13 protein-coding genes are annotated in these 12,578 nt (G+C 58.9%); 3 read left to right on the forward strand and 10 right to left on the reverse strand.

Annotated elements, in window-relative coordinates:
• Positions 1-6: 6 nt before the first annotated feature.
• Positions 7-1,683: a flagellar hook-associated protein FlgK gene (gene flgK / locus ACTRXA_RS04980; protein WP_442426101.1), complete on the forward strand. Its 1,677-nt coding sequence runs from the start codon at positions 7-9 to the stop codon at positions 1,681-1,683.
• A 39-nt stretch (positions 1,684-1,722) separates the two neighbouring features.
• Positions 1,723-3,246, forward strand: a complete 1,524-nt coding sequence (gene flgL / locus ACTRXA_RS04985) for a flagellar hook-associated protein FlgL (protein WP_442426102.1) — start codon at positions 1,723-1,725, stop codon at positions 3,244-3,246.
• Positions 3,247-3,253: 7 nt separating this feature from the next.
• Here flgL and ACTRXA_RS04990 read toward each other — a convergent pair whose 3' ends face one another.
• Entirely contained in the window at positions 3,254-4,555 is a 1,302-nt protein-coding gene (locus tag ACTRXA_RS04990) for an ATP-binding protein (RefSeq protein ID WP_442426103.1), read from the reverse strand.
• Positions 4,556-5,266: 711 nt separating this feature from the next.
• Between ACTRXA_RS04990 and ACTRXA_RS04995 the strand changes: the two genes are divergently transcribed.
• Complete coding sequence (locus ACTRXA_RS04995) at positions 5,267-5,839, forward strand: nitroreductase family protein (RefSeq protein ID WP_442426104.1); 573 nt, start codon at positions 5,267-5,269, stop codon at positions 5,837-5,839.
• 18 nt (positions 5,840-5,857) lie between these two features.
• Here ACTRXA_RS04995 and phoU read toward each other — a convergent pair whose 3' ends face one another.
• From phoU to ACTRXA_RS05040, 9 genes are all read right to left on the reverse strand, one after another.
• Positions 5,858-6,547: a phosphate signaling complex protein PhoU gene (gene phoU / locus ACTRXA_RS05000; protein ID WP_442426105.1), complete on the reverse strand. Its 690-nt coding sequence runs from the start codon at positions 6,545-6,547 to the stop codon at positions 5,858-5,860.
• A gap of 16 nt (positions 6,548-6,563) precedes the next feature.
• On the reverse strand, positions 6,564-7,322 hold the full coding sequence (gene pstB, locus ACTRXA_RS05005; protein WP_442426106.1) for a phosphate ABC transporter ATP-binding protein PstB: 759 nt from the start codon (positions 7,320-7,322) through the stop codon (positions 6,564-6,566).
• 18 nt (positions 7,323-7,340) lie between these two features.
• Positions 7,341-8,195, reverse strand: coding sequence for a phosphate ABC transporter permease PstA (gene pstA, locus ACTRXA_RS05010; RefSeq protein WP_442426107.1), 855 nt, complete (start codon positions 8,193-8,195; stop codon positions 7,341-7,343).
• Positions 8,192-9,073: a phosphate ABC transporter permease subunit PstC gene (gene pstC / locus ACTRXA_RS05015; RefSeq protein ID WP_442426108.1), complete on the reverse strand. Its 882-nt coding sequence runs from the start codon at positions 9,071-9,073 to the stop codon at positions 8,192-8,194. Before pstC ends, pstA begins: the two co-directional genes overlap by 4 nt.
• A 17-nt stretch (positions 9,074-9,090) precedes the next feature.
• Positions 9,091-10,035, reverse strand: coding sequence for a PstS family phosphate ABC transporter substrate-binding protein (locus tag ACTRXA_RS05020; protein WP_442426109.1), 945 nt, complete (start codon positions 10,033-10,035; stop codon positions 9,091-9,093).
• Positions 10,036-10,165: 130 nt separating this feature from the next.
• Complete coding sequence (locus tag ACTRXA_RS05025; protein ID WP_442426110.1) at positions 10,166-10,759, reverse strand: sigma-70 family RNA polymerase sigma factor; 594 nt, start codon at positions 10,757-10,759, stop codon at positions 10,166-10,168.
• The gene (locus ACTRXA_RS05030; RefSeq protein WP_442426111.1) at positions 10,731-11,150 is read right to left on the reverse strand and encodes an ArsI/CadI family heavy metal resistance metalloenzyme; all 420 of its coding nucleotides are present in this window, start codon (positions 11,148-11,150) and stop codon (positions 10,731-10,733) included. Before ACTRXA_RS05030 ends, ACTRXA_RS05025 begins: the two co-directional genes overlap by 29 nt.
• Before the next feature lie 117 nt (positions 11,151-11,267).
• Positions 11,268-11,915: a cation transporter gene (locus ACTRXA_RS05035; protein ID WP_442426112.1), complete on the reverse strand. Its 648-nt coding sequence runs from the start codon at positions 11,913-11,915 to the stop codon at positions 11,268-11,270.
• A 73-nt stretch (positions 11,916-11,988) separates the two neighbouring features.
• Entirely contained in the window at positions 11,989-12,546 is a 558-nt protein-coding gene (locus ACTRXA_RS05040) for a GNAT family N-acetyltransferase (RefSeq protein WP_442426113.1), read from the reverse strand.
• Between the last annotated feature and the right edge of the window lie 32 nt (positions 12,547-12,578).

Here is a 12,578-nt window from a genome sequence, read left to right on the forward strand (position 1 = left end):
GAATCCATGACGTCGAACATTTTCAGCATTCTGAATACCGCCAAACTGGGACTGCAAAGCCAGCAGTTGGCCATCGAGGTGACCGGCAACAACGTCGCCAACGTGCAGACGGAGGGCTACAGCCGCCAGACGGTGACATTCGAGCCGAACTCCCCGCGCAATTTCAACCTGGGGCAGATCGGCACGGGTGTGAAAACCTCCGGCATTGCAAGGTCGTTCGATCAGTTTCTGTTCAACCAGATTCTGAGCGAAAACCAGAGCCTCGGCAATTTCACCGTACGCCGGGACGTGTTCGAGAACCTGGAAATCCTGCTCAACGAAACGGAAGGCGTCGGCATAAACAGCCAGCTCAGCAATTTTTTCAGTGCACTGAGCGACCTGGCGAACAATCCCACCGGATTTTCCGAACGAACCAATGTGATCGCCGCAGGTGCCTCGCTGGCGCAATCGTTCAACAAACTGGGCAACTCCCTGGCGGAAGAACGGCTGAACCTCGACCGAAAGATCCAGGACGAGGTGACACAGATCAACAGTCGGCTCACTGAAATTGCACGCCTGAACGAAGCCATTCCCGCTCAGGACCTGACCGGCTTCGCCGCCAATGACCTGATGGACCAGCGCGACCAGCTGGTGAAAGAGCTGTCACAAAAACTCGATATCACGCGGGTCTCTTCCGGCGACGACCGGATGAACCTGACCCTGTCCGACGGCACACCGCTGGTCCTGGGAAACCAGACGTTCACACTGAGCACGCAGGCCAACGCCAACAATGGCGGGCTGGGCGACCTCCTCGTTCAGGACACCGGGGGCGGCACCGTCAACATCACCAACACCATCCAGGGAGGAGAGGTGCGCGGGCTTTTGGACATGCGCGACACCGAAGTGGCCAACGCGCTCGATCGCCTGGACCGGCTGGCCGCCAGCATCGTGACCGAGGTCAACCGCGTGCACCAGCAGGGCATCGGTACGGACGGCACCACCGGCAACGATTTTTTCACCGCGCTACCCGTGACCCTTGCGGCCAACTCCGCCAACTCCGGAACAGGCAGCGTGACCATCACCAACGCCAGCTCGACCACCACCTCCACCGACAAGTTCCGCCTGACGTTCACCAACGCCACCGACTTTGACGTGGTGAACCTGACCACCGGCCAGAGCGTGGGCTCGTTTTCATATGCAGGCACGCCCATCAACCTGGGTGGCGGCTTTGCGGTGACGGTCACCGGCGCACCGACCGCGGGAGATGTGTTCGATTTTTCGACTTCCGCCAGCGCCGCTTCCAGCATGTCGGTTTCCACCACGCTTCTCGCCGATTCGCAGAAACTGGCGGCAGGACAAAACGGAACCACCGACGGCGACAATGCGCTGGCCCTTGCCGGGCTTCAGACACGCGGCATTTTTTCCGGAATCGGCTTTTCTTCCGGATCGGGCACGGTGACGTTCAACGATTTTTACAGCGGCCTCCTCAATAACGTTGGCAGTGGTTCGCGTTCCGCCCAGACCCTGGCGCAACAGCAGGAAGGAATCAAGCTGCAACTCGATATACGGCGGGAAAGTGTCTCCGGGGTGTCCATCGACGAAGAGATGATCAACCTCATCAAATTCCAACAGGCGTTTCAGGCTTCGGCCCGGATGATCAGCATCGTCGATGAGATGTTTGACATCCTCCAAAACCAGATATGAAACAGGGCCCAGATGGATTGACGGGCCGGGAGTGACCACATGGTAATGCGGGTGACCAACCAGGCGCAACAGGCGAACGCGCTGCGCAACCTGTTCCGCATCACAGAAGACCAGTTTCTCGCCAACCAGCGCATCTCCAGCGGCAAGCGCATCCTCGCGCCGTCGGACGATCCCCTGGGATTGCGGGACGCGCTCGGTTTGCGGGCCACCATCAGCCGCTCGGAACAGTTCAACCGCAACATCACGTTCAACCAGGTCTATGTCAACAGCGCCGACTCGGCACTGAGCAATGTGAGCACCAGCCTCACTCGCGCGCAGGAACTGGCCGTGAACAGCCTGAACGGACTCAACACCGCCGCCACGCGGCAGGCCGCGGCGGAAGAACTGGACCAGATCATCGGCACCGTGTTCCAGGCCGCCAACACCAAAGTGCAGGGACGCTTCCTGTTCTCCGGTACCGGTCTCGCCACCGAACCGTTTCAGCAAAACCCGGGCGCACTGGGCGCGCTGTATACCGGCGACGGCAACCGGCTGAACCTCGAAGTGGCGGACGGGCTGACCGTGCCCATCACCAAACCCGGATCGGAAGTGTTCGCGGTGGACCTCAATCCCGCGGTCACCACCGCCACGAATCTCAGCGATTTGAACGGCGGCGCGGGTGTGACTCTCGGCAGTCTTTCCATCACCGACCGCGCCGGCAACAACGCGGTGGTAAATCTCGGCGCGGCGACCACGGTGAACGACGTCATCGTCGCCATCAACGGCGCGGGCATCAATGTCACCGCCTCCATCAACAGCACCGGCGATGGGCTTTTGCTCACGGACACCAGCACCGCCATCACGCAGGCGCTGACCGTCACGGAATCCGGCGGCGGAACCGTGGCGCAGGAACTGGGCATCCTCGGTTCGCGAAACGGCAACCTGACCGGGCAGGACCTGGATCCCGTCATCACCACCGCCACCACCCTTGCCAGCCTGAACGGAGGCAACGGTCTGACGCTGGGCTCAGTGGACGTAACCAATGGATCGCTTTCCGGCACGGTGGACCTGAGCGGTGCGACGACCCTCAACGATGTCCTCACCACGCTCAACGGCGCGGGCCTGAACCTGACGGCGAGCATCAATTCTCAGGGCAACGGACTCGACGTGGTTTCGTCCAACGCGAACACGACCGCGGTCATCGACGATGTCGCAGGCGGAAACACGGCCTCCATTCTCGGCATCGGCGGAAACAATGTATTTCTGGCTCTGGATACCCTGAAACAGGCTCTGGAACGCGACGATACCGAGGGGATCTCGGCGTCATTGGACCTGTTGAATGCGAGCCGCGACAAGGTGAGTGATGTTCGCGCAGAATTCGGGGCGGTCAGCCGAACGCTGGACCAGATGGAGGTCTTGAGCGGGGAGGATGTGGTGACACAAAAGGAACAGTTGTCTGATATCGAGGATGCGGATTTCGTCCAGGAGGCGGCCAACCTCGCAGCGCTCGAAACCGCCCTCCAGGCCACCCTCGCCGTCACAGCACGGGTCCTGCAACCCACGTTGCTGGACTTCCTGAATTAACCCGTTTTCACGCAGAACGTCCGGGTTCAGCGGGGACCGGTGCAGGAAAGTCCTGCCGGGACCTGACGGGCAGCCATACGTGGACCGCGGTGCCCTTTTCTTCCTCGCTTTCCACTTCAATGAATCCGCCGTGCTGCTCCACGATGGTGTAGCAAACGGACAACCCAAGCCCGGTCCCTTTTTCCTCCGGCTTGGTGGTGAAAAACGGCTCGAAAATCTTGCTCAGGTTTTCCTGGGAAATGCCCACGCCGGTATCCCGGATCTCGATGTGAAAAAAGTTTTCGCGCCGGACCGGAATGTTTTCCGGGTCGAGATACACGTCCTCCTTACGCCGATTCTGCATGATCTCGCGTATGATTTTTTCCGTCCGTACGGTCAACCTGCCTCCCTCCGGCATAGCGTGCCGGGCGTTGTTGAACAGGTTCAGGAACACCTGGCGCATGCGGTCGGGATCGGCACGCAGGTATACCTCCTCCTCGGTAAACTGCCGATCGAGCTCAATGCAATCCATGCGCATCTCCTTTTCCAGGAGGGAAAGCACGAAGTCGAGTTCCTCGTTGAAGTCCACCTCCTGCAACTCCATGTTTCCCTTGCGCGAAAACCGCAGGAGGTCGCTCAGGATCTTGTCGATGCGAAAAATCTCCTCGCGCATGGAGCGGAAGTGCTCGTCCCGGGTGCCGTCTCCGGATTGATCCCGCATCAACGTCTGGACGTGACCTGAAATGATGTTGAGTGGATTGAGCACCTCGTGGCACACCATGGCGGCAAGACGGCCGATACTCGCCAGCTTTTCCGAGCGGATGATGCTTTCCTGCGCAATCTGGAGTTTCTGCAGCGACCCCTTCAGTTGATGGTTGGCTTCCATCAGCTTGTCATTGGCGCGCTTCAATTCTTCCTCCGCCCGCTCGCGCAAGTCCGCTTCGCGGCGCAACTGGATGGCCACCTCGATACAGCGGATCAAGGATTCGGCGGTGAGGTTGTTCTTCGACCGGTAGTCGGTGGCGCCGCTCTTCATCGCTTCGGCGGCGACTTCAGGATCGCTTTGCCCGGTGAGGAAAATCACAGGATGGGGATATCCCTTACCTCGTACATTCCGGAGGAGCTCGATCCCGTTGCCATTCTGCAGGCGGTAATCGAAAAGACAAATGTCGATCTGGTTTTGTTCGAGAACGACCGGAACTCCCTCAGGCGTGTCTATATGCGTGAGTTCACATATGAATTCCGGCTCGCTCGAAGTCAGCATGCTTCGAATGAGATATGCGTCCTCCGCATCATCCTCTACCAGCAGGATTCTCAAAGCCCTTTTCATCGTACCCTCTCCTTAACAAAGTACGCAGAAGAGTCAGGCTCTCTTCCACAAACGCAGGATAGGAAAAATCCTACACCACCCTTCGGAAAAACTAAATCCTTGGTATGAGGTTCAAGGATCGCTTCAGGCTCAACACATTATTGGTATGAACACATGATAACCCGTTATTTAAAAATAAAAAAGCAGTATTTTTCGGAGGCAGGATAAAATACTACGCCTGAATAGTAGGTCTACGATTTATCTAAAAATTTAAACCCCTGATTAAAAAAATCGTTTCGATCCTTACCCCGCGCAAATATGCAAAAATCAAATAATTTCCGAATACCAAATAAAATGGTTACATTTCCGATATGGTTGTTTTCTGTAATTGTGTCGGCCGTTTTTTTCACCCTTTGCCATATCGGCCCTTCGGCACTGCTGAAGACCTGCACCCTATTCGGTTTTTTAATGGATCTGTTCAGGGTCGCACCCTATCCTTAACAATCACATGAAAACCAGCATGAATTGCTTGGGATTGCGGCGGATCTCAAAATTTTTAAAAATTTTTCAAATAATGAAACACATCCGCATTCTGCGATAATGGCCCCTTCGGGCTTATATCGGAACAATCTAAGTCGCTCTTTAGGGTTTTTTTATTTTTCATTCAAGTTGCCCCTCAAAACCATCCAAATTTGTTAGCCTGACTTGGAACCAAATATCAAGGAGACCTTCATGACCCGGACAAGCCCCTACACCCAACTCGATCCCCAATTTCTATATCGCTGGTCGCCACGGGCTTTCCTCAGCGATCCGCTGGCCGATGAGGACATCATGACGTTGTTCGAAGCGGCGCGTTGGGCGCCGTCCTGTTTCAACGAACAGCCGTGGTTATTTGTGTACGGACGGGGGGATCGACTCAAGGACTTCCAGACGGCGCTGGTTGAGGGAAACCGAAAGTGGGCGGACAAGGCTCCCCTGCTCATCATCGTGTTCGCCCGCAACGATTTTGAAGAACGGGGCAAGCCCAACCACTGGGCGCAGTTCGATTCGGGGTCAGCATGGATGTCGCTCTGCCTTCAGGCGCAGAAGATGGGACTGGTCTGTCATGCCATGGGGGGCTTCATCAAGGACCGGGCGCACGCGGTGGCAAATGTGAGTGAGGACAATTTCACGGCAATGTGCGTGATTGCAGTCGGAAAACAGGGGCCGGCGGAAATCCTGGACGACGACCTGCGCGAACGGGAATCTCCCAGCGACCGCAAGCCGCTGGCCGAGATCGCCCACGAAGGCCCGCTTCCCGGTTGATCCCGAAGGTGGCCACGGTCACTTGTCTTTGCGTTGGCCCAACTGCGTGAACTTTTCAGGCTGGTGGCGCACGATCTTGCCTTCCACCAGGTAAATCACGTCTTCGGCGATGTTGGTGGCGTAGTCGGCGATGCGCTCCAGGTGGCGGGAGATGGAAATGTAGTTGATGAGGATCTCCACCTGGTCGGGGTCCTGCCTGATTTTCTCGTACACCCGCTGGTACACTTCACGGTTCATGGCATCGATCTCGTCGTCCGCCTGCCACACCTTGTGTGCGGTCACCGGATCCATGTTGATCAGGCAGTCGATGGACTGGCTCAGCATGGCGCGGGTTTTTTCCGCCATGGCGCTGAAGTCGAACGGCGGCTTGACGTTGCGTTTGCTCGCCAGCACGATGACGCGCTCGGCGATGTTCACCGCGAGGTCGGCCACGCGTTCCAGGTCGTTGTTGATCTTGAGGGCGGCGATGACGAATCGCAGGTCCCCCGCCACCGGCTGGTGCAGGGCCAGCACCTTCAGGCATTCTTCTTCCAGTTGCACCTCGGTGTTGTCCACGGCCTTGTCCTGTTCGATGATCTCCTGCGCCTGCTTCACGTCCAGCGCGGCCACCGACTTCATGACGCGGAGCACCATCTCCTCGACCTCCGCGCTCAGGCCCAGCAGTTGCTTTTTCAGAACATCGAGTTCGCGTTGAAAATGTTTGGTCATGAATCCCCGTTAAGAATCAACCAAAACGTCCGGTGATGTAGTCTTCCGTCCTCTTCTGGTCCGGTTGCGTGAATATTTTCTTGGTGGAACCGAATTCCACCAGGTCCCCCTCGTACAGAAACGCCGTCAAATCCGAAATTCGCGCCGCCTGCTGCATATTGTGCGTGACGATGACGATGGTGTAGCGCGAACGCAGTTCCTGGATCAGGTCCTCGATGCGCGCCGTGGCGCGGGGATCGAGCGCGGAACAGGGCTCGTCCATCAGGATCACTTCCGGGTTCATGGCGATGGCGCGGGCGATGCACAGTCTCTGCTGCTGTCCGCCGGACAGCTTGAGCGCGGAGTCGCGCAGGCGGTCCTTTACTTCGTTCCACAACGCCGCCTTGCGCAGGGCCTCCTCGGCCAGGTCGTTCAGGTTGCCCTTGTAGCCGTTGATCTTCGGCCCCCACACCACGTTCTTGAATATGGACTTGGGAAACGGGTTCGGCCGCTGGAACACCATGCCGATCTTCTGCCGGATGAGGCCCGGGTCCACCTTTTTATCGTACAGGTTCTCGCCGTGGAATAACACTTCTCCTTCCACCCACGCGGTCGGGATGAAATCGTTCATCCGGTTGAACACGCGGAGCATGGAACTCTTGCCGCAACCGGAAGGACCGATGACTGCGGTCACCTGGTGCGACGGGACCTGGAGGTCGATGCCTTTCACCACGCGGAGGTCACCGTAATTGATACAAAGTTTCCGCGTCTCCAGAATGGTATTGCACTCTTCCAAACCAACCTCCCTCACGAATTATTTATACCTTTGCAGTTTTTCGCGAATGAACACTGCGCCCGCATTCATCGACAGCAGGAGCACGAGCAGCACAATGATGCCCGCGGCGGCGAGCCCGTGGAACTCCGCCTGCGGCCGGGCCGCCCAGTTGAAAATCTGCACCGGCAATGCGGTGAACGGATCTTCCGGCGTTTCCGGCGTGAACGCGACGTAGCTCAGCGCCCCGATCATGATCATGGGGGCGGTTTCGCCCATGGCACGGGAAAGGGCCAGGATGACGCCCGTCATGATGCCCGGCAGGGCGGACGGCAGCACCTGCCACCACACCACCTGCCAGCGGCGGGCGCCCAGCGCAAACGCGCCCTCCCGGATCGATGCCGGCACGGCACGGATCGCTCCCTGTGCGGCGATCACGATGACCGGGAGCACCAGCAGACTCATGGTCATGCTCCCCGCCCACAGGCTGCGGTCGAATCCCAGGAAACGGACAAAGATGGCCAGTCCCAGCACCCCGTACAGGATGGAGGGCATGCCCGCCAGATTGGCGATATTGATTTCGAAAATACGGAGCAGGCGGTTTTTCGGGGCGAACTCTTCCAGGTACACCGCCGTGGCCACGCCCAGCGGAATGGCGAACGCCGCCGTCATGCCGATCAGCCAGATGCTGCCCCACAGGGCGGACTTGAGTCCCGCCTCCTCCGGATGGCGCGAGGGGAAGCTGGTCAGGAAATCCCAGTCGAGCCAGACGAAACCCTCTTTCACCACGTGCGCCAGAAGGATGCCCAGCACGGCGACCGTCATCCACGTCACGGCGGAACAAAGCCGGATGAACCAGCGGTCGCGTTGTTTTCGTTTTTCGCGGAATTCGGTCATGAGTTGTATTGCTTCGATTTCAGAATGAAATGGTTGCCGATGATGTTCATGGTGAGCGTCATCAGGAACAACAGCATGCCCACCGCATACACGGTGTAGTACTCGACCCCGCCTGCAGGAATGTCCCCCAGGCTCACCTGCACGATGTAAGCCGTCATCGTCTGAATGCTTTCAAGGAAGCCGATCGACCAGTTCGGCGTCGCCCCGGCCGCCAGTGTGACCGCCATGGTCTCCCCCACCGCCCGCGACAATGCCAGGATGACCGCCGCGCCGATGCGCGTGGCGGCGGCGGGAAGAATGATCTGCGACGTCACTTCCAGGTGCGTGCCCCCCAGGGCGTACGCGCCTTCGCGCAGGGTTCCGGGCAGTCCCCGGAAAGCGTCGTCGCACAGCGACGACACCATGGGCAGGATCATGATGCCCACCACGATGGCGGCACTGGCGGCGTTAAAAATATGCGTCTCGGGAAACACCGTGCGGATCAGCGGGGTCACGAACGTCAGGGCGAAGTAACCGTACACCACGGTCGGAATGCCCGCCAGGATTTCCAGCACGGGCTTGATGACCGACCGCACGTTGTTGGAGGCAAACTCACTCAGGTAAGTGGCGATCAGCAACCCGAACGGCAGGGCGATGAGAATCGCCCCGAAAACGACTTTCATCGTCCCGGCCACCAGCGGCAGGACGCCGAACGATTTCGGCTCAAGCAGGGGCGCCCAGTTGGTCCCGAACAGGAATTCGGTGACCGGCACTTCGCGGAAGAACAGAAACGATTCTTTGCCCAGTAGAAAGATGACCACCAGCGTGGTCATCAGGGTGACGCCCACGCAGAGCACGAGAATCCCGTGCACTGCGTGGTCCATCCACTTTGAAAACATGTTGTGTCCTGAAAGGTTCAGTTTCTGGCCAGCTTCAAGAGAGCATTCTCAAACCGCTCCAGGTGGTCGCGGTACATGGAATCCGGCAGGGGGATGTATCCCACTTCCCTGGAAAGCTCACCGGCGTTTTTGATATAGAACCGGATGAAGGCGTTCACCTCCGGCCGTTTCGCCGCCTCGACATTGACATAGATGAAGACGGGCCGCGACAGGGGCGAGTAGGTTCCCTGGTTGATGGTCTCCAGGGTCGGCTCCACCGGAGCCTTGTTGCCTTCCTTGATCGATACGGCTTTCAGGATGTCCTTGTTCTCGACATAGTAGGCGAAACCGAAGTAACCCAGCGCGTACTTGTCTCCGGCCACACCCTTGACCAGCATGTTGTCGTCTTCACTTTTGGTGAAATCGGCGCGGCTGGCCTGCGACTTGCCGTTGATGACTTCGGTGAAGTAGTCGAAGGTGCCGCTGTCGGTGCCCGGTCCGTACAGGCGCAGGGCCTTATCCGGCCACCCGTCCCGGACGTCCGCCCAGGTTTTCACGGAGCTGCCCGGTTCCCAGATTTTCTTCAACTCGTCGGTGGTCAGGTGATCCACCCAGGTGTTGGCCTGGTTGACTACCACCGTCAACCCGTCGTAGGCAACCGGCAACTCGAGGTATTGGATGTTGTTCTTTTTTGCCTTGTCGATTTCCCTTTGCTTGATCGGGCGGGACGCGTCGTTGATGTCCGTTTCGCCCGCCGTGAACTTCTTGAATCCGCCACCGGTACCGGAAACACCGACGGTCACGCGAACGCGGGCGTAGTCGCGGTTTTTACTGAACTCTTCGGCCACCGCCTCGGAAATGGGGAACACGGTGCTCGATCCGTCGATGCGGACGGTGCCGCGCAGTTTTTCGCCCGCCAGGGCCATGGTAGAAGCGCCCATTACCAGCGCCACCATCAAAATTCGGGGTATCCAGCGATACATGGGAGTGGTCTCCTCAAAAGGAAAAATGGTTTTGCCTTCGTTCGAAAACAAGGTACTCCACCAATGTTAGGGGTTTGTTAGAGCCCGGTTTAAATTCGGATGGATTCGGGCCGGGAAACCCCCGGCATATTCAGGAGTTGTCGTTACATGCTTGATCTTGCAGGAGATGGTCGATCACCCGCCCTCTCCGGTCATACACGTAGGTGCAACAGGAATCGAGGGCCTGCTTCAATTTCTTTTTGGCGCGCTGGTGGCGCGACTTGGCGGCGGCGAGGGTGATCCCCAGTTCCTCCGCCGCCTGCTTCTGCGTCCGGTCCTCGAACTCGATGCGGGTCAGGATGTCGCGGTCCGCCGCTTCCAGCGTTTTCAGGAAGTGCAGGAGGCAGGCCTGGATGGCCTCGCGCTCCCCGGATGCGGGGTCCGGGTCACCGGCTGCAGAACCCCGGTCACCGGGTGCGGGGTCGGCGGCGTCCCCTTCAATGTCCCCCGGTGGCGCTTCGATTTTGCGCGAGCGGTAGTGGTCGATGATGCGGTTGCGCGCGATCCGGTAGAGCCACGGCACCAGCTTGTCGCGGTCCTTGAGACGCGGCAGGCTCTCGTGCATCTTGAGAAAGATGTCCTGCGTGATCTCGTCGGCATCGGCCGCCGAGCCCACCCGCCCCATCACGAACGCACGGATGCGGCCGTACAGCGATTCAATGTCCACAGCAGGCAGGGTTCCCATGGTGTCCCTCGGTTGGCCGGAGCACGGCAAACACTTCCCATGCGTTGCCGTCGGGGTCGTGCACCCAGACCTTGTCCTGAACAGAATAACAACATTCCGTCTGCATCTCCAACTCGGTGGAAAGACCCAGGGTGCGCAGCCGCTCTTCCTGATTCTCCACCGCAGCGGTCACAGGCACCTGGATGCCCAGATGGCTGATGCGGTTGCCGGAAACCTGCGGCACGCGGTTGAGGGTGAAGTTGAGCGGGGGTTGCCGGACATCGAATTTGGCGTAGCCGTTTTCCAGCTTCATTGGCGGCACCCCGAAAAGTGCTTCATAAAACCGCACGCTGTCGTCGAAATGCCCGGTGTTGAGGGCGAGGTGCATTTTACCGTCAGTTCCAATATTCATTCTGCGTCTCCTTCGTTTAAGGGTTCACCCACAAAGACGAACGAGCCGCAAAAAGGATGCACCCCACCACGTGGGGTGGGAAATTTCTTCCAGTGCCATGCTTCCCACGCGGTGGGGTCAGCAACACCCTCCGGAGAAGTCGTCGCGGCGGGTGGCACGGACGGTGCCCACGCCTTCATACAGTATGAGGCACCCGATGAGGATGGCGGAGAGGCTGTCGGCCCACCACAACGCAGGCGACAGCAGAAACAGCAGGCTCCCGGCGAACAGCACCGCCGACAACTCGATGCAGGCCAGGGAACAGCGGGCGTCCTTCATCATGGTGGCGCTGTCCAGCTGACGCGCCACCCGCACTTTCGCCCGCCACAGGTAAAACATGAAACTCAGGCTGACGGAGGCGATGATGAATCCGGGAAGCGTGGTGGCAGGACGCGCCTGCGACGCCCATTGCAGGCTGGAGGCGAGGATCGTGCCGGCCCCCAGAAGCAGAAACAGGATGCCGATGTCCAAGGTGGCGGTGCGTTCTTTTTTCAGCGACAGCGCCGCGTCCAGTCCCTGCTCGCCCCGGAACCGCCACAGCACCAGCGTGGCGGAAAACACTTCGATGAAGCTGTCGAGACCGAACCCGAGCAGGGCGAAGGATTCCTCCTCCACGCCGAACGCCACCGACACCATGCCTTCCAGCAGGTTGAAACCGATGGTGAACCACGCCAGCCACACCGCCTTGCCGAGAGGATTCTCTGTCAATGTGCGGGTAAAAGACATCCTTCCATTTATACCGAAAACCGGCCCGGTTTTCACTACCATGAAAAAAACGCAGGGGAAATCTCCCCCGGGGTCACCGGGTTGCAGTCGCCCGCACCTTCGCGTACAGGTGCTGGTCGAGGACCTCGCCGTCTTTCACCACGCTGGCTCGCATAACGCCTTCCCGCACGAACCCGGCTTTTTCCAGCACGCGCATGGACGCGGGATTGTTGGAAAACACGCCCGCCCACAAACGAATCCATTCCCCGCCCGCCAGCAGGTGATCGGAAAACGTTTGCACGACGCCGGTCATGATGCCCCTTCCGTGATACGGCTCGGCCAGCCAGAATCCCAGTTCCGCCGAATACCGGTGCACGTCCTGGCCGGGCTGGCACCCGATGGTGCCGATGGCCTCGCTTTCCGTCGCGATGGCGAAGGTGCGCGGCGGGTATTCCCGCGTTACCTGGTCGAGAAATCCCTCCGCGTCTTCCCGCGTGTACGGGTGCGGGAACCAGTCGCGCAGCTGTTTCCAGATTCGGTAGTTGTTCGCATGGCGGGCGATGGATTCGGCATCCCCGCCCCGGAACCGGCGGACCTGGTAGCCATCGAACTGCAACAACGGATCGTTGAAAGGAAAGGTTTCGGAAGCCATGTCATTAGCCGGGAAATTCGATTAACATAACC

The sequence above is a fragment of the Nitrospina sp. P1_D6 genome (assembly GCF_052156615.1).
GTDB lineage: Bacteria > Nitrospinota > Nitrospinia > Nitrospinales > Nitrospinaceae > Nitrospina.